Below are 24,718 nucleotides of genomic sequence, written 5' to 3' on the forward strand. Positions count from 1 at the left end.
AAACCGATTAGGATGAATTGTGTGACCTATCAATGATTGATTCATCAATTAGTTTTAAGGAGGATGTCTCATGCGCGACGCCTGTTCGCTCAGCGACGAAATCCTTTACCACGTCATCACCGTACAAAAAGAACTCGCCCAACTGTTCGATACGGAAATGGACGGACTCAGTTCGACCCGCTTCGATATTTTGAGCAACTTGCATCACGTCGGACCGTTACGTCAACGTGAACTGCAACAACGGGTCGGAGTCGACCATGCCGCCATTACGCGTCACTTAAAACAACTCGAGACACAAGGCTTAATCACGCGCGAACGATGTCTTCAAGACAATCGGGTCATCTTTGTCGATTTGACGGATGACGGTCGCGAGCGGATTGCACATTGGACCGAGCAAAAGAAGTGCTTATCGGACCGACTTTTTGTAAACATGAAGGTAGAGGATCAACAACAGCTACTCGAATTGTTAAATACATTACAAACCAACATTCAACACGAAAGGAAGACCCTTATATGAACACGACTACACAAAAAGACTTTATGGAGATCGTCAAAGGACGCCGCTCGATTCGCGTATACGATGAGAACGTCAAAATCTCGAAAGAAGAGATGACACAAATCTTGGAGGAAGCGACGACGGCTCCGTCTTCACTTAACCTGCAACCATGGCGCTTCGTCGTCATCGATAGCGCGGAAGGGAAAGACACGCTCCTCCCGCTCGCAAGCTTCAACAAACGCCAAGTCGAGACGTCATCTGCCGTCATCGCCATCTTCGCCGATTATCAAATGGCCGATTACACAGAAGAGATTTTCGATACGGCCGTTGAACGTGGCCTCATGCCTCCAGACGTCCGTGACCGCCAAGTCGACATGATTACAGGCATCTTCAAAGACGCTCCGAAAGAATCGATCAAAGACAGCATCTTGCTCGACTCAGGTCTCGTCGCGATGCAACTCATGCTCGTCGCCCGTGCTCACGGCTACGACACGAACCCGATCGGTGGTTATGACAAAGCGAACATCGCGGAAGCGTTCGGCCTCGAGAAAGAGCGCTACCTTCCGGTCATGCTCCTCTCAATCGGAAAAGCCGCGGAAGACGGTTACCAATCGGTCCGCTTCCCAATCGACCGCATCACCGAGTGGAAATAAGCAAAAGCTCAAGCGCCGAGGCGCTTGAGCTTTTGCTTATCCGATGTATTTGACGACCTCATTGAAGTCACGGCGTGTCTTCGGCGCGAAGTCACGGGCCCGATGTCCGAACGCGACCATGACCGAGAGCGACCAGGCGCCTCGTTCCATGACGCCTTCTGAAATCAATAATTCGTCAATCTCCGCTTGATTGAACCCTTCAATCGGGCATGAGTCGACGCCGATTTGGGCAGCGGCCGTCATCATGTTGCCGAGCGGGATATACGTTTGGCGTTTAATCCATTCTTGGAACACACGCTCGTCGTCCAACAGTTGATAATCTTGTTCTTGGAACTCACGGACACGTTTTACCCGAAGGGCGTATTCGTCTTCCGTCCGTCCTTGGACGTCCGTGACGATATGACGGATATAGTCCGAGTCGTAGCGCATCGCTTCAGGCGTCCGCGCCAAGATCAACACGAAATGGCTTGCCGTCAACGCCTGCCCTTGCGCCCCCCAAGCATGGTCTTTAATCTTTTGGAGCAAGTCTTCGCGACGAACGACGACGAACTGCCAAGGCTCAAAACCGAACGAACTTGGTGACAGGCGGCCTGTCTCCAAGATGAATTCGAAATCTTCCTCATCGATTTTACGGTCCGCGTCGAACTCCTTCGTCGCTTGACGCCAACGATACGCGTCTAAAATCTCTTCTTTTTTCACGATGATCCACTCCCCATTCACCAAGATGACTCCATCATATCAAAACGATAAATGAGAAAGCGCTCATGAAGATTCTTCAAGGGCAATCGGACGTCCTGCACGTAGCGAAACGGCGTCTCATCGTTCAGAAAATGTAAGTACTCATCGGCTGGATAATAGAGGATGAGGTCGACCGGACGCGGCGTGCGCTCGACCGAGTCGATGATATTCGCGACGACCTGCCGGAACACGTTCACCGAGAACGGGTTGAAGAAGTAAAAGCGGTTCGCCTCAGCCGGCACCTCAAACTGTTCGGCGTAGCCGCGGACGAGCTGAACACTGCCACGCGTCCGGTGTTTCTTGGCGTAGTTCATCCAATTCTCAAGTGCCGCTTCGTGGAAGCCGCCATCCATCTCGATGCCAATGGCCCGAACTCGGAACGTATAGGCGAGATAAAATGGAAGCCGCCCCTTCCCCGAACCGAAATCGACGACCGTGTCCGTGGCCGCGAGCGGATAGGCGTCACGCAACAAGTCGAGCGCCTCATAAGGAGTCGGTTCATAGCGGTGGTATTCGGCCGAGGCCGGGAACCCTTGTTGCGGTTTTGCCGTCTCGATTTGAAGCAATCGTTCATAGTCTTGTTCAGTCATAAATCTGTCCTTTCTTGGATGGCGCGGAAAAATGGATGACGCTCCATCTCTTGTTTGAACGCCTGTCGTTCTTGCCACATCACGTAGCCGACATAGAGCGGGATGAGCAACTTGAACCAGCTCGGCACGAGGAGCATCCCTGTGACGGCAAGCGGGATGAGACGCAGCCATAAGTTCCGATGACGCGGCGTCCGTATATAGAGTAAAATGGCCGACGTGCGCCGGGCGGTCCCAAACCGATTCGGTCTCGGTCGATAGAGCGGACGTTTGCGCCGGCTCGGCTTCTCGATGGCGCCCGACGTCGATAATAATGCCCGGTCAAAGGCGGTACGCAACGCCTCACTACGTTCGAGTTCTTGGCTAAGATATGGGTGGCGTGACAGCCACCCTTCTCCGACATACATCGCAAATGCAACGAGGCCGCTGCCGAGTACGGCCGACCATAAAGGTGAGTCGATGAGGAGCGCATACATACAAACGAACGTTACACACGTCACCGTAACTCGTAACATCCAATGGCTGCTCCGGACCGTCAACTGATAACGGATCCACGTATGAAGCCCGGTCAAAAACAGGAGGCTGATCCCAAATGTGGATATGGAGACAACGGGCCAACCGTCAAGCCAAAGCACGGGGATGAACATCAATAGGACAAAGAGGAGCGTTGAACCTAGTTTGATGGCGTGATAAAGCAACGAACCGTGCTTCAATTTATGAATCAAAGAACGTTTGGCCACCAGTGTCACGTCCGCCCGTTCGACCCAGACGAAAAACGGATTTCTAAGGAGTACGATTCCAATTCCAAGCGTCCAAACGAACATCGGTACTTGGCTCACCCATCTAAGCTCGCCTTGCCAAAGCAATCGGTATTGGTACCCGAGAAAGATGGCGAACGGAATGACGCCGTACAGAACGACTGTCCAATCCAAGATGAGCCGCCACGTCTTCCACTGTTTGGTCACATGGGTGCGGACACGTCTAACGAACAGCTGATGTTCATTCATCGCATGGCCACATCTTCCATCATGTCGAACAGCGACTCGCCTTCGGTTTGCAGGCTGAGACGCAATTCATCTTTCGTCCCACTTGCGAGCATGCGTCCGTCATCGATCCAGACGAAGCGGTCGCATAACCGCTCTGCCGTATCGAGGACGTGGGTGACGAGAAGCACCCCGGTGCCTTGACGGCGTTCCGCTTCAAGTAAACGAAGCAACTGAATCGTCGTCGTCGCGTCGAGTCCGACGAACGGCTCATCGACAAGGAGAAACTTCGCCTCTTGGATGAGCGCCAACAGAATCATCGCTTTTTGCTTCATCCCTTTTGAGAACGAGGCGATATAGTCGTACCGGACCGTCTCGAGCCGAAACAGACGCAGCAATTCGTCTGTCCGCTCGCGAGTGTGAACACTCGTCAATTCCAATACGAGAGCGATATGTTCCTCGAGCGTCAAATAATCATAGTAAACCGGTTGCTCGGGGATATAGGCGTAGCGGTCGATTTTCACCGTTCCACGCATCCACGGGATTGTTCCGGTGAGACAGGCGAGCGTCGTGCTCTTCCCGGCCCCGTTCGACCCAATCATCCCAACGATTTCGCCCGGTCGGACCTCAAATTCGATGTCCTCAATGACCGACTCACCGCGTTCATACCCGGCTTGTTCAATGTGAACGTCCATTCGAACCTCCTTCGCAAAAAGTCGCCTTTTCAGGCGACGTCATCGAACGATATTGACCGAAGAGAAAACGAACTTGTCATAGCGGTGCCGGGCGAATGAATATTCGAACGGCTTCCCGTTACTCAAGTAAACGACTTGTTCGACTTCAATGATTGGGTCGGTAATGTCATTCTTCAAGTAACGTTGGTCGTACTCGTCAGGCTTGTCGGCTCGAATCATCTTGTGTGAACTCGTGATCGTGTAACCGAGCTCCTGTTGGATGTAACTATAGACCGATTTCTCTAAAATTTTACGCGACAGTCCTGTAATTAGATTGGCGACCATGTACGTCAATTCGATGACATACGGCTCTTCGTCCACATAGCGGACACGACGAATCTCATAGACCGGTTCCGTCAGCTCAATCATCAAATGGTCAGCGACTTCCTGGGTCGGGAACTTCACTTCAAAATCGAGCACTTCACTGCGCAAACTGCGGTCGCCGATGACTTGCGTCAATCCCCTCGTCTCTTTACTGATGATGTTGATGCGTTCTTTTTGGAAACTGGCCGGCAAGATGAACGTCCCTTTGCCACGCTTCCGATAAATCAAGCCTTCCATCACGAGAATCTCGAGAGCACGCTTCATCGTCATACGGCTGACACCAAATTCTTCTGCTAATTGAATCTCATCTGGGAGCGGTGTTTCGAGTTCATAAGCCTGTTCATTGATCCGATGCCGAATCTCATCCGCAATCGATTCATATTTTGGTTTTTTCTTTGTAGACATATTCCACCTCATGTATAGACATATACAAATAATATATCAAAAAAAGCTGACAAAGAGTAGGTCCTTGTCAGCTTTTCCTATTATTCTGTAAATCCATGATTGGCAATCACTTGTTTGAACCAGTGACCAGACTTTTTAACGGTCCGCTCTTGGGTCGCCAAGTCGACACCGACGAACCCATAGCGGTTCTTATAGGCGTTGCTCCATGACCAGTTGTCCATGAACGTCCATAAATGGTACCCTTTCACGTTCGCACCTTCTTCGAGCGCCCGATGCGTCCATTTCAAATGCTCGCGAATGAAATCGATCCGGTAGTCGTCTTGGACGCTACCGTCGGTGTCACGGTAACGTTCTTCTCCTTCAACGCCCATCCCGTTCTCAGAAATGAAACACGGGATGTTGCCGTAGTTGTCTTTCAAGTTGATCAAGATGTCATAGACGCCCTGCTCATAAATTTCCCAACCACGATACGGGTTCATCTTGCGACCCGGCATCTCATAGAAGTCGAACAAATTCTCGGGTAGGAACGGCGCATCAGGATTCGGTAGCGACGCCTTTGCCTTGACCCGACGCGGTTGATAGTAGTTGATGCCAAGGAGGTCGATCGTATTCGCCCGAATGAGATCCAAGTCTCCAGGTTGCATCTCCGGCATCGCGCCTTGTTCCTGTAACACGTCGACGAGTTCTTCAGGGAACGTCCCGAGCACGGACGGGTCCAAGAACGAGCGGTTGAAGATCGCGTCGGCCAAGCGTGACGCCTTCAGATCGGCCGGATGTTGGCTGCGCGGATACGACGGCGTCAAATTCAGGATAATTCCGATTTGACCGGCCTGTTCCCGCTCCCGGTACGCCTGAATGGCGAGCGCGCTCGATATGATCGAATGGTAAGCGACTTGAACGGCACGCTTGAAATCGACGACGTTCGGATAGTGGAAATCGTACAAATAGCCGCCTTCGACCGGTACGATCGGTTCGTTATGGGTGAACCATGTCGTCACACGGTCTCCGAAAAGTTCGAAACACGTCTTCGCGAACTGTACGTAAGCGTCGACGACGTCACGTGACTCCCAGCCGCCTCGGTCTTGAAGCGCCATCGGCATGTCGAAGTGATACAAGTTGATGAACGGCTCGATGTCATGATCGATGAGGCAATTGATCACATTGTTATAGAATGTGATCGCCTCTTCATTCACCTCACCGACGCCTTCTGGGAATAGACGTGACCACGAGATTGAGAAACGGAACGTGTTATGTCCGAGCTCCTTCATGAGTACGATGTCTTGCTCGTACAAATGATAGAAGTTAGACGCCTCCGTCGCGCTGACGCCATTGAAGAATCGGTTCGGCTGTTGCATATACCAATAATCCCAAATATTTAAGCCTTTGCCTCCCTCAAACGCCGCACCTTCCATTTGCGTCGCCGAAGAGGCCGTCCCCCACCAAAAATCGGTCGGGAATTGATACGTCACTGCTGCTGATGTTTTCGTTTCTGTCGGGTTCGTCATAAACTTTCTCTCCCTTATTCCCTATTTCTCATTCATACCGCTTCGTCTTTATGGTTAGCGGCTTCTTCCTGTTCTTTCTTCAAGTTCAAACGGTCAATAAATTTAAGGAATGGGAACCAGACCGCCAAGATGATCAAGAAGTTGACGAGTTGTAGCAATCCGCCGGCAAGTGAGTTCGTCGCCATCATCCCGCTGATGAACATCGGGACGGTCCAAGGTACCGCGACCCCTGTCGGCGGCGGGACGAGCCCTGTCGACATTGCAAAGTAAGTGACTGTGACCGTGATGAGTGGGGCGACAATCCACGGAATCATGATGAGCGGGTTCATGACGATCGGCAGACCGAAAATGACCGGTTCGTTGACGTTAAAAATCCCTGGTCCGAGTGACAGTTTCCCGATTTGTTTCAACTGCTTCGATTTCAAGAACAACAAAATCGCTACAATGACGGCAAGCGTCGAGCCGGAGCCACCAAGGCCGACCGTATAGATTTCGACGAACTGTTTACTGATGATGTTCGGCACATCTCCGGTCGCCGTGTACGCGTTCAAGTTTTCAAGCGACAACGTATTCCAAATCGGATCCATGACCGAGTTGACGATGACTTGTCCGTGCAACCCGAAGAACCAGAACAATTGGACGAAGAAGATGGCGATCAACGTTGGGACGAGACCGTTACCCAATTTAACGAGCGGCTGTTGCACGACGTTGAAGATGACGTCATGTAAGTTCGTATTGAACAAGCTCGTCACACCAATGTTGAGGAGCAAGAAGACCGTGAGCGTCAACAAGGCCGGAACGAGCGCCGAGAACGACTTCGCAACCGCCGGCGGTACGCCGTCCGGCATTTTGATCGTCCAGTTCTTTTGAACGACGAATCGATAAATCTCACCTGAGAGGAAACCTGTAATCATGGCGAGGAACATTCCTTTGGCGCCAAGACGATCAAGCGGGAGGACGTTACCGACCGCTTCTGTCATTCCTTCGACTTCAATGAGGAACGGTGTCAACAAGAGGAACGATACGAGCGAAATCGCCCCACCGAAGACGGCTTCGACGTTGTAACTTTTCGAAAGATAATAGCCAATACCGAAAACGACGAAGATTGACATGATTCCCATCGTGGCGGATGGGGCGTTACCGAGTGACGATTTGAACGCATTCAGCGTCCCTTCCGACATGAACTTGTCTAAGAACGGCAAGTTGGCAATAACGACGACGATTGAACCGAACATGGTAATCGGGAACGCGAGCATGAACGCATCCCGTAATACTTGCAAATACCGACTGTTGTTCAAGTAAGTCGCCATCGGCATGAGCAACTTGCTGATCAATAAGAACATTTTGTTGTCCTGTGACATAGGATTCACCCTTCTTGATTAGGATTTACAATCTTTTGCTCCATCATCTCAATCAGACCTGCCGTCAAATCTAGCATCGTCTGAGTCGACATGAGATGGTCTTCGGCGTGAAGGAGCAACAGTGACATGTCCGTCTTCTCCCCGTTCGCCTCTTTTTGAATTTGACCGAAGTGCGTCTGATGCGCTTCTTTTAACTGTTCACGTGCTGTCGCTAGCTGCGCTTCAAACGCTTCGTAGGAACCGTTCTTATACGTTTGGATTGCTTCTTGAATCGTGCTCCGAGCGTTCCCGCTATGCAAAATCATCATGAACGCCATCTGTTCTAACGTTAACTCTTCCGTTCCTTCCATGACCTCACCCCATCAATTTGATTGCTTGCTCATACGCTGCTTTCCCATTCGCCGTTCCGTAGGCCATCATGTCGATGACTTCGACCGGCTTCGATGTTTGCGCTTTCAATTTATCGAGCAAAAAGCGCATTTGCGGTCCGATGAGGATGACGTCCGCTTCTTCCATCTCCTTACCAACCTGGTCTTGACCGACTGCCCAAATTTTCGCTTCGTCCCCGATTGACGCCGCGTGCTGTTGCATTTTTGTGACGAGCAGGCTCGTCGACATTCCTGAACTACAAGCAAGTAATACCTTCTTCATGTTCGACCACTCCTTTTTTGAAATCGTTTACAAGTTTTATTATACACATGATTAATTTCATGTCTATACTTGATTTAAAGTTTGTTTAGTTTTTAAATTTAAAAGTGTATACGATAATAAATGAGAGTGAGGGAATTGACGATGAAAATCATCCCGTTACAGCCGCATTATCAATATCGTCTTTGGGGAGGCGACCGCTTAAAGCGTTTTGGTTTTTGTTTTGATGAAGTCTCGATCGGCGAAGCATGGACCGCCTCGGCGTTGCCGCAAGGCAGTTCCGTCGTGTCTGCCGGATCGCATATTGGGACAACGCTAGACGACCTTTATGCCACGCATCCAGAACTGTTCGGCATTAACTCACCTGTATTTCCGTTATTGATCAAGTGGATTGACCCGAACGATGATTTATCGATTCAAGTGCATCCTGATGACGAGCTCGCGCAGTCGCTCGAGGGTCAACCGTATGGAAAGAATGAATGCTGGTACATCCTCGACGCGCCAGAAGGGGGAGAAATCATCTACGGGCATACGTTCGAGTCGAAAGAGACGTTACAACAGGCGCTCGAAGCTGGTGATGTCATGTCCGGTTTAATTCGAAAACCTGTCAGCCGCGGCGATTTTTTATACGTGCCGGCCGGGACTGTCCACGCTTTGACGAAAGACGTATCTGTTCTCGAGATTCAACAAAGTTCGGATACGACGTACCGTCTCTATGATTACGGACGCACTGAACCGACGACGGGCCGCACACGTGATCTCCACGTCAATCAAGGTACCCTTGCCTCCTTCGCACCCCATCTCGACTATATGGAACCTGCCCTGTCACTGGATCATTTCCGAACGCAGTTGACGCGCAATCCGTATTTCTTCGTCGAAAAATGGACGATCGAACGCGAAGAATCCGTCTCGACGGACACGTTCCGTTTGCTTTCGGTCGTCGAAGGGACACTTGAGATTGACGGTTCGGCCTTCGATATTGGTGCGACGTTGCTTTTGCCAGCGGGTCAGTCATTTCAGTTAGACGGAACGGCCACGTGCCTCGTCACCGGTGTATCCTCTCCAACGAAACAAAAAGCCCGCATCGGCATCGATTTGGGCGGCACAAACACACGAATCGCCGCCGTGTCGACAGAAGGGCGTCTCGAGAAACAATATAAATTGAAGACACAGCCGCACCTTGCGCTCGACACCTTGTTGAACCAAATCAAGCTTGCCGTCGAACGATTCCAACTCGAATATGACATCACGCACGTCGGCATCGCGGCACCTGGTCCGCTCGACTTAAAACGAGGTGCGTTCTTGACCCCGCCGAACCTCCCGAACTGGCACCATCAGACGATCGTGGAGCCGCTATGCACTCTGCTCGGCCTACCTGTCACGTTAGAGAATGATGCCAATGCGGCGGCACTCGCCGAAGCGAAATTCGGGGCTGGTCGTCATGTCGACTCCGTCTTTTACGTCACGGTCAGCACAGGGATTGGCGGCGGTTTCGTCTATAAGCAAAATTTGATTAGCGGGGCTCATGGTAGCGCCGGAGAAGTCGGCAATATGATCATTCGTACGGACGGACCAGCACATCCGACGCTGAACGTCGGAGCGCTTGAGACGCATGCGAGTGGAACGGCACTTCACGAACGTGCCCGCACTAAAGGAATGACTGATTCGATGACGCTTTTGACAGACGAAATCGAACGCAGCACGTTCGTCGAGGATTTAGCGACCGGTCTCGCCAATATCATCCACACGGTCGATCCTGACGTCATCATTCTTGGAGGAGGCGTGACGGCTTCGGCTCCGTTATACTGGAATCAGTTACAAGACGCGGTCGCGATGCGAGTATACCCTCATTTGAGAGGAGCGACCCCCCTCGTCCTGCAGCAACTGCATGGCGACGCTGGCGTCATCGGGGCCGCGTTCTTGCCATAAGGAGTGGAAACAAGACATGCAACATTATTTAGCCATCGATATTGGTGGTACGAGTATCAAATACGGAGTCGTCCAAACCGACGGCAACCTCCTGTCGAACAAACACGTCCCAACCCCAGCGACGTGGGACGGCTTGCTTGATCAAGTCGATGTGATTTTTAACGAAGCGACCGTCGAGTCCCCGCTCGACGGAATCGCCTTCAGTGCGCCCGGCTCCGTCGACTCGACGACCGGTGTGATTCATGGCATCAGCGCATTGCCGTATATCCACAATCGTCCGTTTCTACAGGCGTTCGAAGACCGTTACGACTTACCGGTCACCGTCTTGAACGATGCCAATGCGGCAGCACTTGCAGAAGGATGGAACGGTGCGGCCGCATCCGTGAAACGTTATGCGACCGTGGTCATCGGTACCGGCATCGGTGGTGCCTTCGTCGACTCGGACATCCTCATGGTCGGGTCACACTTCCACGGCGGTGAGTACGGGTACTGGATTTTGGACCCGAACTTGCCGCATCCAGATGGAACATGGAGCGCCATCGGTTCGACGGCCGTCCTCGTCAAGCGTTGCAGCGAACAGCTCGGTCGTCCACTTACCGGAAAAGACGTGTTCGCGCTTCAAACCGATCCGGTCATCCAAACGGAATTAGAGCGCTTCTATCGCTGGAACGCAATCGGCATGTACAATCTTCAATTCGGACTCGACCCGGAGCGGATTTTAATCGGTGGCGGCATCAGTCGCCGTCCGGAAGTCCGAGACGGCATCAAACGACACTTGGATGCGCTCTGTGACGCGTTCGGGACGTTCCACATCGATCTCGAGACGTGTGCCCACTTCAACGAGGCCAACTTGATCGGGGCCGCACGGTTTCACATGTTAGCGCAGTGAAAAAAGGGTTTCCACCACGAGTCTGTGATGGAAACCCTTTTATTGTGCCAGGCGATCTTCATGGAGGTGATGATATACCTCGTCTCGAATCGCTTCGAGCGTACGGTCATGGACAATCATATGCTCCCGAATCGTCCGGTTGACGCGTTCATTAATCTTTCCGGCCTCTAAGTATCGATCCAACACAGGAAGGCTGAAGTCGTCAATCGGCAAATAGGCGATAGGAGTCACGGCGGATCCCGATTTCACAGAGACTTGCACGCCGTTCACTTCTGGAAAGAAATAAGATTCATAATACGGTTCGACGACCAGTTCTGCTTTCGCCGCATCCCGGACTTCCGGAATCGTTGTCGGCAACGCGATGAAATATACCATTTGATCGAACGAGAATGAGACATCTTTCAATGAGACACCGAGTGCCGTAGCGTGGCGTCGCGCCAGGTTGCCTGTCACGAAACGATAACACGGCTGACTCGTCAATAAAATCGAACCGATAAAGACGACGGTCATAATCATGACACTGAATTCGGTCATAACGTTACCCCTTCCCAACGACAAACTTGGTTTTTCCCTTTTGATTTGGCTGCATAGAGGGCTTGATCGGCACACTCAATCAACTGTTCGAGGGACTGTTCATGAAGGGTATGCTTTGAAGCGACGCCGAAACTGAGCGTCAACTGCCCACCCGGTTGTCGCTCTCCGTTCATAAAGTTCGTTCCAAGCACGGCGCTGCGGATCGTTTCCGCCACCTGTGCCGCCTCGACCTCGTCATACTGCGGCAATAGGACGACGAACTCTTCGCCACCGAACCGATACGCCATCTGTTCATCCGGCACGCTTCGTCGAATGACACTCGCGAGTCGCGTCAACAACTCGTTTCCAGCCAAGTGCCCGTTCGTGTCGTTGAAGTGCTTGAAATGATCGATATCCATGACAATCAGTGACAGCTCGTCCGTTTCGCACTCCCGGAACAAGACGTCCAAATCTTGTTCGAACGAGCGATGGTTTTTAAGACGCGTCAAGCCGTCACGAAGCGCCAATGTCTCGATACGTTGATACAGCATCGTTTGATGGAGCGCGAGCGAGGCTTGTTCCGCAATCGGACGGACACTATCAATCTTTTGAGGGGTGATCGGCTTTTTGTTGACAACGTTATCGATGACGAGGAGTCCGTAAGGGATTCCTTGATGGTGAAGTGGGAAAATCGTACACTCATCCATTTGTAAATCGGTATGTAGCATCCGCAGCACCGGGTCATCGGCGATGCTCGCGTAGACATGGAGCGGTCGTCCTGAATCGAGCGTCTGTTTGAACAGGTGGTTGCCATGAAACGGGATCGTCATCTTCTGAATTCGTTCGTTCAACTGTTCATCGTGCGTCGAGTCCGTCTCCTTCTCATCAATCAGTCCTTGAAGATCAATGTGTTGTCTCGTGATTTCTTCCCAAATTTGAAAGCCGTCTTCTGGATTCATCGGTCCTGTCCCCATGACTCCGTAAATGCTATCTTTTTCCAAATCCGCAAAAAAGATGATTGAACGGTTAAACCCGAGCCCATGCCCCGCCGTCACCGATGTCAAAATCGTTTGCAGCAACCGGTCCGGATCGAGCGTGTCTTGCATTGTAAAACTGACTTCCCGAAACACGTTCAATTGACGAGAACTTGCCGTCAACATCCGTAACCGTCCCGACCGCTCACGCTTCAACTGTTTGACGTAGCCGAAGAGCAACGCCGCGCCTAATCCAAAGAAGACATAACTGAGCAACAGTGGAAAAGATAGTATCCCGGATTGACTGTATACTAAAAGCCAGCTGACCATAATTGCAACAGTCATGCCTTTCCAGTGAAAACAGACGAGTCCCGTCATAATCAACAACAGCACGGACCAATGCAAATCATAAAAGTCGAACAACACCCCGTGCCAAATCACGACGAGACTGCTCGTCCCGGCGAGCAGCCAGCGATTCAGGGCGGGGGTCGTCATCAACCGGAGGATGTTGAGGACGATGGTGATTAGGACAGTGCCGCCAATCAATAAGCCATAAACCATGGTTACCCCTCGTTTCATCGATTCATCTATACATTTGATTATAAATCGAATCCTTGAAGGCGGGACCGAATTCGCCCAATCACTGACCAAACTTTTAACTTCCTTGAAGTATTTTCCATAAGATGTCGAACGTCTTTATCTACCTCTCGTATGAGTGATTTCACATAATCCTTTCGTTTACTTTAGTGGAGTAACGTGGAATGATGGAATTAACTAACCTATTTAAGCGAGGTGGAAGCGTGACCCGTACCGAACATCTAGAAGCTACACGGATTTTACAACATCTATTTAACGCGTCTTCCTTCGTCGGAATCGACTTCGGTTCCGGCCCAAACCATCACCTACTTTACTTTAAACGAGACGGCAACGAGTCTTGGCTCTCAATCGAAGGACCCTGGTACGTCCACTCATCGGGTCCGTCGTTCAACGAAGACGAACAACTCCATCACCTCGTCGGACTGCGACGTGAACGCGTCCGCTCCGTCCGTTTAACAGAAGACAACCCCAACCTTGAACTTACATTTGAATCCGGATCAGTCCTGTTCGTGAACGGTTATCATGAGCAGTACGAGAGTTGGCAGGCCGGGGACGCCCGCCCGCTCGGAGGCGAGCACTTTTTACTCGTCGCCATGCCTCAAGGAGACTTGGCCGTCTTCGCGGAAGATGACGTCTGATGGCAGCCTGGACGGAGATTCTCACGTATATGTTGATTGCCGGCGGCGTCAGTCTCGCCATCATCGTTTTGCGAAAAATCACGAAAGCATAATAAAAGAGCGGCCGCGGCCGCTCTTTTATTATTTCACCGTCTCGTCCTCGAACAAGCTTGCCCCGTTCGTCTGGATGACGTCTTGATACCAGAAGAACGAGTCTTTCCGTGAACGCTCGAGCGTCCCTGACCCGTCGTCGTGCTTATCGACGTAGATGAAACCGTAACGTTTGCTGTACTCCCCGGTCGATGCGCTGACAAGGTCGATACAGCCCCAGCTCGTATAACCGATGACGTCGACACCGTCTTCAATCGCCTCCACCATCGCTTTCAAATGGTCACGCAAGTACTCAATCCGATAATCGTCATGGACCGAACCGTCCGCTTCGACCTTATCATAAGCCCCGAGACCGTTCTCGACGATGAAGAGCGGCAATTCATAACGCTCATACAGTTTGTTCAAAATGACGCGAAGTCCCATCGGATCGATTTCCCAACCCCAGTCGCTTGCTTTCAAGTAAGGGTTTTTCACACCGCTCATAATGTTCCCTGCTGCTTCGTCTTCTGTCTTCTCCGCTTTCTCGGTACGCGACATATAATAGCTGAGTGAGAAGAAGTCGACCGTGTGTGCTTTTAGCGTCTCGAGATCGCCATCTTCCATCACGAGTTCAATCCCGTTCTCACGGAAGAATCGTTTCGCGAACGACGGATATTCACCGCGAACGTGAACGTCGCCGCAGAAGAAGTTCATCATGCGCTCGGCGTCATGCGCGTACCAAATGTCTTCCGGGTTCGAGCTGTACGGATAGACCGGCGCCGCGATGAGCATGCAGCCGATTTGCATCGACGGGTCGATTTCGCGTGCTGCTTTTGTCGCGAGTGCACTTGCCACGAGTTGATGATGCAACCCTTGATACGTCAATTGCAACTGGTCGTCCCCTTCACGGATTGCCATCCCGAGACTGAGCATCGGCATGAATTGGGCCCCGTTGATTTCATTGAACGTGAGCCAATATTTGACCTTGCCTTGGTAACGTTCGAACAAGACACGGCTGTACCGCTCGAAAAATGTCACGAGGCGGCGGTCACGCCAACCACCGTATGCTGTCGCCAAGTGGAGCGGCAACTCATAGTGCGAGATGGTGACGAGCGGCTCAATCCCCTGCGCGACGAGCTCGTCGATGACGCGGTCATAGAATTGAAGACCTTCCTCGTTCGGCTCGAGTTCGTCACCGTTCGGGAAGATGCGCGACCAAGCGATTGACATGCGGAACGTCTTGAAGCCCATCTCTTTGAAGAGAGCGATGTCTTCCTTGTAGTGATGATAGAAGTCAATGCCTTCGTGGTTCGGGTACGTATACTCGTCATGTAGCTCGAAATCGAACGTCGGGTCATGGATGATTTTCATCCGGTCCTTGCCGCCCGGCATCACATCCGCGATCGACAGTCCTTTGCCACCTTCTTGATATCCGCCTTCAAATTGGTTCGCCGCTGTGGCGCCACCCCATAAAAAGTTTTTCGCTACTTGTTTCATATCCATTTCCTCCTTTTAGGCTAAGACGCGCAAGACGCCGTGGTTTGGTTCGACGATGCCGCTATGTGTCGGCAAGACATCTAAGTAGTTCCCTGTATTGGTGACAATTACCGGAGTTATCGTGTCGTAACCGGCTTGAGCGATGGCTTCTAAATCAAATTTCACCAACACGTCGCCTTCGGTCACTTGTTGTCCGTCTGTGACGAACGATTCGAAATGTTGTCCCCCGAGCTGGACCGTGTCGAGCCCGACGTGAATCAATACTTCGACACCGCTATGCGACCGGAGTCCGATTGCGTGCTTCGATTGATAGACCGTGACGACTTCCCCGTCGAACGGCGCATAGACGACGCCTTCCGTTGGCATGATGGCAATTCCTTTCCCCATCGCGCCACTCGAGAACACTTCATCGCGAACGGTCTCAAGTGCGACGACTTCCCCTTTGACCGGTGAGGAGACCGGTGTACCGACGTGATCAGTCAAGACAGGTGCTGATTCGACACGCGGCGACGTTTCTTCCGATGCTACTTCTTTATGGAATGCGAACGTGAGTCCGAACGAGACGAGCGTCGCAACTGCCATCCCAATCAACGCACCATAGAATGTCATATCAAGGCCCGTTGCCGGAATCATGACCGGGATACTGAACACGCCGAGACCACCCATCGCATAAGCGGCCGTCCCGAGCATACCGCCGACGACACCGCCGGCCGCGCCACCGACCATCCCAAAGACGAACGGTTTTTTACGCGGGAGCGTCAATCCGTAAATCGCCGGCTCGGTGATACCGAACACACCAGCGATCGTCGACGAGGTACCAAGTCCTTTCGTCTTCGGGTCACGCGCCTTCAATGTGATGGCGAGCGTTGCCCCGACTTGACCGAATGTCGCCATGAGGACTCCGACGACGATCGTGTCCATGCCGACGACTGCCAAGTTGTTGATGATAATCGGCACGAGCCCCCAATGGAGACCGAACATGACGAGCACTTGCCAAAATGCACCGATGAAAGCGATGGCGACGACTGGACTGAGTTCATATAAGAACGAGTAGCCGCCGGCGAGACCTTGACTCGCGTATGTTGCGACCGGACCGATGGCGAGGAACGTGAGCGGGACGACAATCAAGAGTGCCATCATCGGGGTCGTGAAGTTACGGACCGCCTCATGCGTGTGTTTGTTGAAGAACGTTTCGACTTTCGATGACACGTACGCCGCCAAGATAATCGGGATGACCGAGGACGCGTAGCTCATCAAGACGACTGGCACCGTGAGGAATGAGAGTGACTCGCCCGCCCCTTGTATCGCGACGATAGCCGGATAGACGAGCGCACCCCCGATAATCATCCCAATATACGGATTGCCGCCAAACTTCTTCGCTGCCGAATGGCCGAGGATGACCGGTAAGAAGTAGAAGAGCGCGTCGGCCGCTGCGTTCAAGACGATGTATGTGCCCATGTCTTGTGTCAGTAAGCCGAGGGCGACGAGAATGGCGAGCAACCCTTTCAATAGACCACTACCGGCCATCGGACCGAGAATCGGGGTGAAAATCCCCGCAATCACATCAATCAAACGGTTAAAGACGCCCGTTTTTTCCGTATCGTCGTTCGATGACGTCTGGAATCCACCCGCCTCGACCACGTCTTGATAGACGTATGGGACGTTGTTGCCGATGACGACTTGGAATTGACCGCCGCTTTGGACGACCGTGATGACGCCGTCATGATTTTTTAACGCTTCAGGATTGGCTTTCTGTTCATCTTTCAATTTAAAACGTAGCCGTGTTGCACAATGGAACACGCTTTTGACGTTATCTTTCCCGCCGACGTGACGAATGATGTCCGCGGCGAGCGTTTTTGTTTGGCTCATAATGTTCACTCCTTCAATTTGGGTAAAAAGAAAAACCTAAATGAACGCACACGGGAGGTGTCGTCATTTAGGTTTGGCCTGCATCATCAGTAACCATCCTTAGGATCGTCGTTCTTTCATTAAGTTTTCGATATGAATCATCATATACAACCGCTCATCGGTCGAGACTTCGTAACTGTACTTCGTGGCGATTAGACCGGCGATTTTCTCGACACATTCGTAAGCATCCGGATAGCGCAGCTTTACCATCTCGAACAGTGTCTCGTCGCCCCCCTGCTTAATCTTCTCACCTGAGGCAAGCCGTTGGACGAAATACTTCAAGTGGGTCAAGAATCGTGAATAGGCGTATGATTCTTCATCTAAATCAATTTGAAAGTGGTACGTGATGATGGTGAGGATTGCTTGTGTGGCGCGTGTCATCTCGGTGACGAGATGCAAATTTTCACCTTTGGCGCCCGACATCGTCGCGTTGACGAGATGGAGCGCGATGGCGACCGCCTCGTCTTCGTCTAATTTGACGTCGTGCCGTTCATTGATGAGGGCGACCGCTTCTTTCCCGATGGTGAACTCGGGTCCGTAAAATCGTTTCACTTCCCAAACAAGCGGGTTCCGAATGATGATTCCATCCCGATACCGACTGAGGGCGAAATGGATGTGGTCGGCGAGGGTCACATATAGCGAATCATGGACCGACTTCTCAAGCCGCGTCTCCGCCAACTTGACGATTTCTTTGACCGTATCCATCTCCGCCGCTGGCATCTCATTCAAAAAATGAACGAACCGTTCGTGGCTCTCTTTACTCTCGAGCGTAAAGACTTTTTCAATCCGCGCTTGATCAATCGCATCACCCGGACGTTTTTGAAACGCAATCCCCCGTCCCATGACGACTTGTTCTTGACCGTTCGCTTGAATGGCCACGACGTTATTGTTGAACACTTTTGAAATCTGCATGGAATCAATTCACCTCCGCTCAAGTTCGAGTGAAAAGAAAAAAACCTAAATTCACACCGGTCCGCCCAAATTTGGATGATCGGCATCAATTTAGGTTTTGCCTGCTTGACCAGTAACAATCCCAAAATGGATTTTCTTCTTCTCGCTACTAGCATACTCCCTTGAAATCTTGACGTCAACATAAAAATAAAACGCTTACACCGTGACCGTTTTCACTCGAACAGGATGCGTTGCATCCGTTCTGGTGCCGCTAGAAAGTCACGCATGACACGGACGTGCTCGAGTTCGTCGAACGTCGTCGGCCGGAGTCCCGTCTCGACTTGGAGTATGTCGGCGTCAGGATACGACATGAGGATTGGTGAATGGGTCGCGATGATGAATTGACTGCCCGATTGGACGAGTTCATGCATCCGCGCGAGCATCGTCAACTGCCGCATCGGGGACAAGGCGGCCTCAGGCTCGTCCAATATATAGAGCCCGCCATCCCGGAAACGATGGAGCATGAGCGACAAGAACGCCTCTCCGTGCGATTGCTCATGGAGCGATCGACCGCCGTAAGACGCATAGAACCGTTCCGGGTCGGGCGACGTTCGTGCAATCTCATCCACATAACTCGACAATTGATATGCCGTCTCGGCCCGGAGGAAAAATCCGTCCTTCGGTCGATAGGCACCCCGAATCGGACGGAGCGCCTCGAACAACGGGCTATGCGTTGCCTCGGTCTCAAAACGGAACGTCGTCGCCCCACCTTCCGGATTGAATCCGGCGGCGATGGCCATTCCTTCGACCAACGTCGATTTTCCACTCCCATTCTCGCCGACCAAGAACGTGACCGACTTCGTCATCGTCAGTTCATCAAACCCCTCAAAAATCGGTAGCGAGAACGGATAGCCAGGTGTCTCAATCCGGTCCCGTTCCAAGCGCACACCCCGCAAAAATAAGTTTATTCCCATTCGATCCAAAACAGTGCCCCCTCTCTCGACTCAATCCCGTACGACAGCCCTTGTGCCTCGAGTAACAGCTTATTGATAGCCAGACCAAGCCCGTGCCCGTTCGAGCGGTCGCCTTTCACATACATGTCCCAGATGTTGGCACGCATCGATGCTGTGATGCCCGGACCGTCATCCTCGATTTCAAGCCGTCGCTCGGTGAGCCTGATTGTAATCATTCCGCCAATCGGACTCGCATGATACGCGTTCTGAAGAAAGTTTGACAGGATGCGCTCCATCGCCAACCGGTCCGCCTGAACGACCGCGTCCTCGACGAGTTCAAGTGTGACCGTCACTTGCTTGTGACGGAACCATTCCTCCATCCGCGCGACCGTCGCTTCAATCAATTCATTCATGTGAACAGTCTCAATCGTGAGCGCCAGCTTGCCTGCCGATAGCTTCGAGTATTCGAGCATCTGGGTGACGAGCCGGTCGATGCGATCGACTTCTTCGGTCATGCTACGTCCCGTCTCGGCCACATCTTCTTGTTTGACGACACCGAGCTCGAGCATTTCTGCCTCGTTTCGGACGATGGCGAGCGGGGTGCGGACGTCGTGCGTGATTCCCGAGATGAACGTGTTTTGCAGTCGCTCTTTCTCTTCGAGCGACGTGTTCATTTGACGGACCGCTTCCGTCAAATCGCCGATTTCGTCGTCGGTGACCGGTGGCAATATGAGATCATGACGACCCGACATGATGGACGCGGCCGCCTGCTTCAGCTCGATGAGCGGGGACGTCAAACGCCGACCCATCCAATACGTGACACCGATGGCGACGAGGAGTGCGAGCAAAAAACCGCTGCCGAGAATGACATAAATTTGGCGAAACTGAGGGTTCGACAGCGGGACAGGTGCATACGTCACGATTTGAACATCTCCTTCTTCCCGCAGGAACGTCAATAGCCGCATCCCGTTCACGCTGACCTCGTCTCGTTCGGACAATCCGTCCGGGTCGAGCATCGGCGTCATCTGTCGACGCATCCTACCTCCCCGCTCAAGATTGACCGCCTCCCCGTCTTGAAACACGAGGACATCGAGCTGTCCGGGTATGCCGCGCCCATCCACGAGAGCCTCGTAGACGATATCTGCTTCACGCGCTAATTGGTCATAGCTCTCTGTCTCAGCGAAACGTCCAATCAATAGCGACGTCAGGCCGAACGTGAGCAACGCCATGACGACGAGCGGAAGGATTGCCGTCCAAAGCAGTTTCTTCATCAAACGGCTCATCAGACTTCCTCCAATCGATAACCGACACGGTGCACCGTCTTCAATTGCTGTTTCATCGTCGTTGATTTGTCGCGCAACTGCTTGACGTGCGTATCGACCGTCCGCGTATCCCCGGCGAACGTGTAATCCCACACCTCGTCGAGTAGGCGGTTCCGATCGAGCGCTTCTCCGCTATGCTTCAAGAAGTAGAGTAACAACTCATATTCTTTATTGGTCATTCGAATCGCTTGCCCGGCGTCAGTCACCGTGCGAGAACGTGCGTCCACCGTCATGTCGCCGAACGAAATCTCGTCCGTCTGTTTGACGAGACGCTTCAGACGAATTTCGAGTTCTTTTAACACAATCGGTTTGACCAAATAATCGTCGGCCCCGAGCTCGAGACCGAACACACGGTCATCTGCCTCTCCTCGTGCCGTCGCCAAGATGATGGCCGGCCGCGGCTTAAGCGCCTTCAGTTTTGGAATGAGCGTCCATCCTTCCCCGTCCGGCAGACGAACGTCGAGCAAGACTGCATCGAACGGTTGCTCGAGCTGTCGTTTCGCCTCGGCGAGCGTGCCGGCCACACTGACATGAAACCCCGCGTACGTTAAAAAGCGGGCGAGCCCGTCCGCTAATTTCGGTTCATCTTCGACTACGAGTACATTCATCTTTATCGCCTCCACCCTCATTATATCGCATCGCGAAACGAACCCATCATTTCCCAAAGACAATTTGCAGAAACCTTGCAACTCCCTCACAACTTTTGAACGTCCACGTCCTACACTTGAAGTAGTAAAGGAGGAGATTAATATGAAAACATCTAAATTAGCCATCGCCCTGGCCGGCCTACTTGCCGTCTCAGGAACCGGCGTCTATGCCGCCACGAACGATACGACAACAACCGACGGAACGGAAACGACGACCCAATGCGAACGCGGAGAACGGGGTATGTTCGGTGACCGGGCCGCCGGGCAGGCCGCTTTGCTCGAGGCGCTCGGTTTGACCGAAGCCGAGGTGGAGGCAGCGCGAGAAGAAGGACAATCGCTTCCTGAACTCGCGGAAGAAAAAGGGATCACCATCGAACAGTTCATCGAGGCGATCATCACCTCTCATGAAGCGAAACTTGAGGCAGCCATCGAATCCGGTGACTTGACGCAAGATGAGGCCGACGCGATTCTTGCCGACCACGAAGAACGTTTTGCTGACGTCACGAGTTACGACGACTTAGGCGACATGCGCGGCTTTGGCGGTGGACGTCACGGAGGTGGGCATGGCCCTCATCACGGTGGTCAATTCGGTGGACCGAACCAAGATGAGGACACACCTGCGGCCGATGATAACGTAGACAATCAGAGCACCAATTCACTGTAAGCAAAAAGGCAACCTCGCGGTTGCCTTTTCATATGGCCAATAACAGTAAAGCGTATCCGATGAGCCCGACAGCAAACGCACGAAAGCTGCTGTCTCGCTCTTCCGGCAGCTCTTCTTTCATGACGTTCAAAATAATCCCCCCGGCCAAGAACGCGACAATCATCGACAGCGTCACTTCATGGAGCACTGAAAATGCGCCGACGCCCCACCCGGCAAGCACAGCCAACGACAACCACAATCGGCCTCGCCTGTCGTACGACTCCTGATGGTGATGCCTCAGACCCTGGTCGACCGTGATGAAATGAATCCCTAATGCGACAAAGTAGAGTGTCATTGCCCATGCCGTATCGAACTCGCTCTCCGCGAGCACATAGCCGATGCTGAAGTTGTAGACGATGAACAACGCCATGTGAATCCAAAAAACGCTGCCGTTGCCACGCCGTTTCATTTGCGTGGCCAACCGTTCCAAGCCATAAAACACTGCCAGACCGAGCATGCTGACGACGAGGATATGATTCTCGATTGAAGCGAACAGTCCGCTCTCGAGATGTCCTTCGAGTTCTTGTTGATATTCGTTCAGTTCAGGCAAGAGATGAAGAAACACATACGCGACGGCGACTCCGCCGGCGAGTGACAGAAACCGGCTCCGCGGCGTCTCGCGCACGTGAATCAACTGTCCTGAAAAGTAGTGAATCAAGGCAAATCCGATGGCGAACAACAAGCTTAACCAAAACATCCAGTCACCTCCGACACGTTACCCGAAAGCCGAACTGTACGTGATGACTCCCGGTCCTTGTTCCTTACCCGAGTGTCTTCCCGGATACACTCATTCGCCTCGTTCGGCACGTTGCCGCGCCCGAATCTCTTTCTCGACGCGACGGAGCGCCTTCTTCGAACCGCGAGCAAAGTCATGGGCTTCTTTCCGGTCCCGGTAATCGATGAATAACGTTTCCAGGTTATAACCAGCTGGATACAAGTCGAGCGCTTTCGCCTCGCGTCGAACTCGGCGGAGCGGTTGCTCACTGAAGACACCGTCGACATACACGGTGACTTGGCGCAACGATTCGTCCATCGCATAGACAAGACCGACTTGATCCGTCTCGAGCAGGCGGACCCGGTCACCCTTCACTAGCATTTGGTCAGGTTCGACGACAGGGCGGACGACTTCTTGTGTCAGTCGCGTCGCATCAAGGAGCGACTGGTCGTACGTCTTGTCGTGCATATAGCGGGCCGCCTGCTTCAAAATCGATTCGGGCAATTTCATTTTCCGGGCAATGAATAAGGCGTTGCTGTCGCCGGACTGCCCAATCAACAGCCGATACTTCGGTTCGAGCGTGTCCGGGTCGAACTGCATGGCCGCGTTCATGAAGTCCGGATGCGTCTCGGAGTACGCTTTGATTTCGCCGTAATGGGTCGAGGCGACGACGAGACAGCCGCGCTTATATGCCTCTTCCAAAATCGCGATGGCGAGGGCCGCTCCCTCGTTCGGCTCAGTCCCGCTTCCGATCTCATCGAATAATAGTAACGACCGTTTCCCGGCCTTCTGCATGATGCTCGCCACGTTATGCATATGGGCCGAGAACGTGCTGAGCGCCGACCCCATATCCTGGTTGTCCCCGATATCGACGAATACGTCGTCAAACGTCGAGATGTCCGTGTCCGGATGGGCCGGGATATGAAGCCCGCTCATCGTTATCAAACTGAGCAGACCGATCGTCTTCAAGACGACCGTCTTCCCGCCGGCGTTCGGTCCGGTGATAATCAGACCGCGGTACGTGTCCCCGAGCGAGAAGTCGAGCGGGACCGCCCGTTCGAGGAGCGGATGGCGGACTTGTTTCAAACGGATTTTTCCGACACCGTTCACGCGCGGGGCGATGCCATCGATGGCTTGGCTATACTTCCCTTTCGCGAACACCATATCGTATTGGGCGATGACGTCGAGCGTCGCCTCGATGGTCGGCAACGCTTCCGCCACCATGCCGGTGAGCGTGGCGAGCACTTGATAGATTTCGACTGCTTCCTCCGTCCGTTTGACGACGAGTTCCGCGTTCAGCTTCGCCACCGCTTCCGGTTCGATGAACACAGTCGTACCGCGGCTCGAGGTGTCGATGATCGCCCCAGCGACTTTATGTTTATACGACGCTTTGATCGGAATCGTGAATCGGTCTTGTTTCTTCGTCACAAAGCCGTCTTGAATCGCTTCCCGGTTCGCAGCACTCTTCAAGAACTTGCTCAACCGCTCCTCAATCCGTCCTTCGAGAATGTCGATTTGTTTGCGGACCCGTTTCAATTCTTTGGACGCCTCGTCGACGACACGTCCCCCGCGAATCGACTGGATAATGTCTTCCTCGATACTGCGCCACTCGCTCATCTCTCCCGCGTAAAGGGACAAGAGCGGTGCAAAGAACGCCTGCTCGGCCATGAACCGCTTCAGTTTCCGGGCACCCCGGAAAAATTCGGCGACGGCTTCGAGTTCGCTTGCCTCGAGCTGGATGCCCCGGCTGATTTTACCGATGAGTGGTTCCATATCGGATACCCCGATAAAGGGGACGTGTGACGTCGCGTCGAGAATTGCGCGTGCTTCCGATGTCTCTTGGAGCCGTTTTTTCACCGTTTGCAAATGGCTCGTCGGACGCTGGTTTCGTAACAAGTTGCGTCCGAATCCGCTGATGCAGTAGCGTTCGACGTGTTGAATCAAGTCGTTATATTGTAGTTTGTCTAATGTTTGTTCATTCATGATAGAGTCTCCTTAAAAATGGGATGGAGATACCGCGCAAACAAAAAGCGTCGGCC

General features: G+C 52.6%; 25 protein-coding genes. 6 read left to right on the plus strand and 19 right to left on the minus strand.

Features of this window, described 5'->3' with window-relative positions:
• Positions 1 to 70: 70 nt before the first annotated feature.
• Positions 71 to 517, plus strand: coding sequence for a MarR family winged helix-turn-helix transcriptional regulator (locus KNP84_RS09315; protein ID WP_021068009.1), 447 nt, complete (start codon positions 71 to 73; stop codon positions 515 to 517).
• Complete coding sequence (locus tag KNP84_RS09320) at positions 514 to 1,149, plus strand: nitroreductase family protein (protein WP_214762552.1); 636 nt, start codon at positions 514 to 516, stop codon at positions 1,147 to 1,149. The genes KNP84_RS09315 and KNP84_RS09320 overlap by 4 nt, the downstream gene beginning before the upstream one ends.
• A 36-nt stretch (positions 1,150 to 1,185) precedes the next feature.
• Here the strand turns inward: KNP84_RS09320 and KNP84_RS09325 are convergent, their stop codons facing one another.
• From KNP84_RS09325 to KNP84_RS09365, 9 genes are all read right to left on the minus strand, one after another.
• Positions 1,186 to 1,848, minus strand: a complete 663-nt coding sequence (locus tag KNP84_RS09325) for an NAD(P)H-dependent oxidoreductase (protein ID WP_215114730.1) — start codon at positions 1,846 to 1,848, stop codon at positions 1,186 to 1,188.
• 17 nt (positions 1,849 to 1,865) lie between these two features.
• Complete coding sequence (locus KNP84_RS09330) at positions 1,866 to 2,477, minus strand: class I SAM-dependent methyltransferase (protein WP_021068006.1); 612 nt, start codon at positions 2,475 to 2,477, stop codon at positions 1,866 to 1,868.
• On the minus strand, positions 2,474 to 3,481 hold the full coding sequence (locus tag KNP84_RS09335; RefSeq protein WP_215114664.1) for an ABC transporter permease: 1,008 nt from the start codon (positions 3,479 to 3,481) through the stop codon (positions 2,474 to 2,476). Before KNP84_RS09335 ends, KNP84_RS09330 begins: the two co-directional genes overlap by 4 nt.
• The gene (locus tag KNP84_RS09340; RefSeq protein WP_131471680.1) at positions 3,478 to 4,152 is read right to left on the minus strand and encodes an ABC transporter ATP-binding protein; all 675 of its coding nucleotides are present in this window, start codon (positions 4,150 to 4,152) and stop codon (positions 3,478 to 3,480) included. The genes KNP84_RS09335 and KNP84_RS09340 overlap by 4 nt, the downstream gene beginning before the upstream one ends.
• Positions 4,153 to 4,191: 39 nt before the next feature.
• The gene (locus tag KNP84_RS09345; protein ID WP_021068003.1) at positions 4,192 to 4,920 is read right to left on the minus strand and encodes a GntR family transcriptional regulator; all 729 of its coding nucleotides are present in this window, start codon (positions 4,918 to 4,920) and stop codon (positions 4,192 to 4,194) included.
• An 80-nt stretch (positions 4,921 to 5,000) separates the two neighbouring features.
• A complete protein-coding gene (locus KNP84_RS09350) occupies positions 5,001 to 6,425 on the minus strand; it encodes a glycoside hydrolase family 1 protein (protein ID WP_215114665.1) in 1,425 nt (474 codons plus the stop codon).
• A 32-nt stretch (positions 6,426 to 6,457) separates the two neighbouring features.
• Complete coding sequence (gene celB / locus KNP84_RS09355) at positions 6,458 to 7,768, minus strand: PTS cellobiose transporter subunit IIC (RefSeq protein ID WP_058765536.1); 1,311 nt, start codon at positions 7,766 to 7,768, stop codon at positions 6,458 to 6,460.
• Positions 7,769 to 7,791: 23 nt separating this feature from the next.
• Positions 7,792 to 8,136 carry a PTS sugar transporter subunit IIA gene (locus tag KNP84_RS09360; RefSeq protein WP_215114666.1) on the minus strand — a complete coding sequence of 115 codons (345 nt, stop codon included), beginning with the start codon at positions 8,134 to 8,136 and terminating at the stop codon, positions 7,792 to 7,794.
• Between the two features lie 4 nt (positions 8,137 to 8,140).
• Complete coding sequence (locus tag KNP84_RS09365) at positions 8,141 to 8,437, minus strand: PTS sugar transporter subunit IIB (protein WP_021067999.1); 297 nt, start codon at positions 8,435 to 8,437, stop codon at positions 8,141 to 8,143.
• A 120-nt stretch (positions 8,438 to 8,557) separates the two neighbouring features.
• Between KNP84_RS09365 and KNP84_RS09370 the strand changes: the two genes are divergently transcribed.
• Both KNP84_RS09370 and KNP84_RS09375 read left to right on the plus strand, forming a co-directional pair.
• Complete coding sequence (locus KNP84_RS09370; protein WP_215114667.1) at positions 8,558 to 10,363, plus strand: type I phosphomannose isomerase catalytic subunit; 1,806 nt, start codon at positions 8,558 to 8,560, stop codon at positions 10,361 to 10,363.
• Between the two features lie 16 nt (positions 10,364 to 10,379).
• A complete protein-coding gene (locus tag KNP84_RS09375; RefSeq protein WP_215114668.1) occupies positions 10,380 to 11,252 on the plus strand; it encodes an ROK family protein in 873 nt (290 codons plus the stop codon).
• 39 nt (positions 11,253 to 11,291) lie between these two features.
• Here KNP84_RS09375 and KNP84_RS09380 read toward each other — a convergent pair whose 3' ends face one another.
• Both KNP84_RS09380 and KNP84_RS09385 read right to left on the minus strand, forming a co-directional pair.
• The gene (locus KNP84_RS09380) at positions 11,292 to 11,786 is read right to left on the minus strand and encodes a hypothetical protein (protein ID WP_215114669.1); all 495 of its coding nucleotides are present in this window, start codon (positions 11,784 to 11,786) and stop codon (positions 11,292 to 11,294) included.
• The gene (locus KNP84_RS09385; protein ID WP_081637963.1) at positions 11,783 to 13,318 is read right to left on the minus strand and encodes a sensor domain-containing diguanylate cyclase; all 1,536 of its coding nucleotides are present in this window, start codon (positions 13,316 to 13,318) and stop codon (positions 11,783 to 11,785) included. The genes KNP84_RS09380 and KNP84_RS09385 overlap by 4 nt, the downstream gene beginning before the upstream one ends.
• 185 nt (positions 13,319 to 13,503) lie before the next feature.
• Between KNP84_RS09385 and KNP84_RS09390 the strand changes: the two genes are divergently transcribed.
• Complete coding sequence (locus KNP84_RS09390) at positions 13,504 to 13,974, plus strand: DUF6188 family protein (RefSeq protein ID WP_214715209.1); 471 nt, start codon at positions 13,504 to 13,506, stop codon at positions 13,972 to 13,974.
• Between the two features lie 120 nt (positions 13,975 to 14,094).
• Here KNP84_RS09390 and KNP84_RS09395 read toward each other — a convergent pair whose 3' ends face one another.
• The 6 genes from KNP84_RS09395 to KNP84_RS09420 form a co-directional block, all read right to left on the minus strand.
• Complete coding sequence (locus tag KNP84_RS09395) at positions 14,095 to 15,546, minus strand: glycoside hydrolase family 1 protein (RefSeq protein ID WP_031200425.1); 1,452 nt, start codon at positions 15,544 to 15,546, stop codon at positions 14,095 to 14,097.
• A gap of 9 nt (positions 15,547 to 15,555) precedes the next feature.
• Positions 15,556 to 17,409, minus strand: coding sequence for a beta-glucoside-specific PTS transporter subunit IIABC (locus KNP84_RS09400; RefSeq protein ID WP_021067991.1), 1,854 nt, complete (start codon positions 17,407 to 17,409; stop codon positions 15,556 to 15,558).
• Between the two features lie 99 nt (positions 17,410 to 17,508).
• Positions 17,509 to 18,360 (minus strand): BglG family transcription antiterminator LicT, encoded by an 852-nt coding sequence (gene licT / locus KNP84_RS09405; protein ID WP_214836659.1) that lies wholly within the window; start codon positions 18,358 to 18,360, stop codon positions 17,509 to 17,511.
• 212 nt (positions 18,361 to 18,572) lie between these two features.
• A complete protein-coding gene (locus KNP84_RS09410; protein ID WP_021067989.1) occupies positions 18,573 to 19,313 on the minus strand; it encodes an AAA family ATPase in 741 nt (246 codons plus the stop codon).
• A complete protein-coding gene (locus tag KNP84_RS09415; RefSeq protein WP_215114670.1) occupies positions 19,304 to 20,575 on the minus strand; it encodes a HAMP domain-containing sensor histidine kinase in 1,272 nt (423 codons plus the stop codon). Before KNP84_RS09415 ends, KNP84_RS09410 begins: the two co-directional genes overlap by 10 nt.
• The gene (locus KNP84_RS09420; RefSeq protein ID WP_215114671.1) at positions 20,575 to 21,222 is read right to left on the minus strand and encodes a response regulator transcription factor; all 648 of its coding nucleotides are present in this window, start codon (positions 21,220 to 21,222) and stop codon (positions 20,575 to 20,577) included. Before KNP84_RS09420 ends, KNP84_RS09415 begins: the two co-directional genes overlap by 1 nt.
• Positions 21,223 to 21,364: 142 nt before the next feature.
• Here KNP84_RS09420 and KNP84_RS09425 point away from each other — a divergent pair, with 142 nt between their 5' ends.
• The gene (locus KNP84_RS09425; protein WP_215114672.1) at positions 21,365 to 21,925 is read left to right on the plus strand and encodes a hypothetical protein; all 561 of its coding nucleotides are present in this window, start codon (positions 21,365 to 21,367) and stop codon (positions 21,923 to 21,925) included.
• 28 nt (positions 21,926 to 21,953) lie between these two features.
• On the opposite strand, the gene KNP84_RS09430 is transcribed toward KNP84_RS09425, so the two are convergent.
• Together KNP84_RS09430 and KNP84_RS09435 are read right to left on the minus strand one after the other, a co-directional pair.
• On the minus strand, positions 21,954 to 22,661 hold the full coding sequence (locus tag KNP84_RS09430; protein ID WP_021067985.1) for a hypothetical protein: 708 nt from the start codon (positions 22,659 to 22,661) through the stop codon (positions 21,954 to 21,956).
• 90 nt (positions 22,662 to 22,751) lie between these two features.
• Positions 22,752 to 24,662 (minus strand): endonuclease MutS2, encoded by a 1,911-nt coding sequence (locus KNP84_RS09435; RefSeq protein WP_215114673.1) that lies wholly within the window; start codon positions 24,660 to 24,662, stop codon positions 22,752 to 22,754.
• Positions 24,663 to 24,718: the final 56 nt, after the last annotated feature.

The organism is Exiguobacterium sp. s70 (assembly GCF_018618315.1).
Classification (GTDB): Bacteria; Bacillota; Bacilli; order Exiguobacteriales; family Exiguobacteriaceae; genus Exiguobacterium; species Exiguobacterium chiriqhucha.

Coding starts and splice junctions, on each gene's coding strand:
- KNP84_RS09315 (WP_021068009.1), top strand. CDS start 71: ATGCGCGACGCCTGTTCGCTCAGCGACGAAATCCTTTACCACGTCATC.
- KNP84_RS09320 (WP_214762552.1), top strand. CDS start 514: ATGAACACGACTACACAAAAAGACTTTATGGAGATCGTCAAAGGACGC.
- KNP84_RS09330 (WP_021068006.1), bottom strand. CDS start 2,477: ATGACTGAACAAGACTATGAACGATTGCTTCAAATCGAGACGGCAAAA.
- KNP84_RS09335 (WP_215114664.1), bottom strand. CDS start 3,481: ATGAATGAACATCAGCTGTTCGTTAGACGTGTCCGCACCCATGTGACC.
- KNP84_RS09340 (WP_131471680.1), bottom strand. CDS start 4,152: ATGGACGTTCACATTGAACAAGCCGGGTATGAACGCGGTGAGTCGGTC.
- KNP84_RS09345 (WP_021068003.1), bottom strand. CDS start 4,920: ATGTCTACAAAGAAAAAACCAAAATATGAATCGATTGCGGATGAGATT.
- KNP84_RS09350 (WP_215114665.1), bottom strand. CDS start 6,425: ATGACGAACCCGACAGAAACGAAAACATCAGCAGCAGTGACGTATCAA.
- celB (WP_058765536.1), bottom strand. CDS start 7,768: ATGTTCTTATTGATCAGCAAGTTGCTCATGCCGATGGCGACTTACTTG.
- KNP84_RS09360 (WP_215114666.1), bottom strand. CDS start 8,136: ATGGAAGGAACGGAAGAGTTAACGTTAGAACAGATGGCGTTCATGATG.
- KNP84_RS09365 (WP_021067999.1), bottom strand. CDS start 8,437: ATGAAGAAGGTATTACTTGCTTGTAGTTCAGGAATGTCGACGAGCCTG.
- KNP84_RS09370 (WP_215114667.1), top strand. CDS start 8,558: ATGAGAGTGAGGGAATTGACGATGAAAATCATCCCGTTACAGCCGCAT.
- KNP84_RS09375 (WP_215114668.1), top strand. CDS start 10,380: ATGCAACATTATTTAGCCATCGATATTGGTGGTACGAGTATCAAATAC.
- KNP84_RS09380 (WP_215114669.1), bottom strand. CDS start 11,786: ATGACCGAATTCAGTGTCATGATTATGACCGTCGTCTTTATCGGTTCG.
- KNP84_RS09385 (WP_081637963.1), bottom strand. CDS start 13,318: ATGAAACGAGGGGTAACCATGGTTTATGGCTTATTGATTGGCGGCACT.
- KNP84_RS09390 (WP_214715209.1), top strand. CDS start 13,504: ATGGAATTAACTAACCTATTTAAGCGAGGTGGAAGCGTGACCCGTACC.
- KNP84_RS09395 (WP_031200425.1), bottom strand. CDS start 15,546: ATGGATATGAAACAAGTAGCGAAAAACTTTTTATGGGGTGGCGCCACA.
- KNP84_RS09400 (WP_021067991.1), bottom strand. CDS start 17,409: ATGAGCCAAACAAAAACGCTCGCCGCGGACATCATTCGTCACGTCGGC.
- licT (WP_214836659.1), bottom strand. CDS start 18,360: ATGCAGATTTCAAAAGTGTTCAACAATAACGTCGTGGCCATTCAAGCG.
- KNP84_RS09410 (WP_021067989.1), bottom strand. CDS start 19,313: ATGGGAATAAACTTATTTTTGCGGGGTGTGCGCTTGGAACGGGACCGG.
- KNP84_RS09415 (WP_215114670.1), bottom strand. CDS start 20,575: ATGAGCCGTTTGATGAAGAAACTGCTTTGGACGGCAATCCTTCCGCTC.
- KNP84_RS09420 (WP_215114671.1), bottom strand. CDS start 21,222: ATGAATGTACTCGTAGTCGAAGATGAACCGAAATTAGCGGACGGGCTC.
- KNP84_RS09425 (WP_215114672.1), top strand. CDS start 21,365: ATGAAAACATCTAAATTAGCCATCGCCCTGGCCGGCCTACTTGCCGTC.
- KNP84_RS09430 (WP_021067985.1), bottom strand. CDS start 22,661: ATGTTTTGGTTAAGCTTGTTGTTCGCCATCGGATTTGCCTTGATTCAC.
- KNP84_RS09435 (WP_215114673.1), bottom strand. CDS start 24,662: ATGAATGAACAAACATTAGACAAACTACAATATAACGACTTGATTCAA.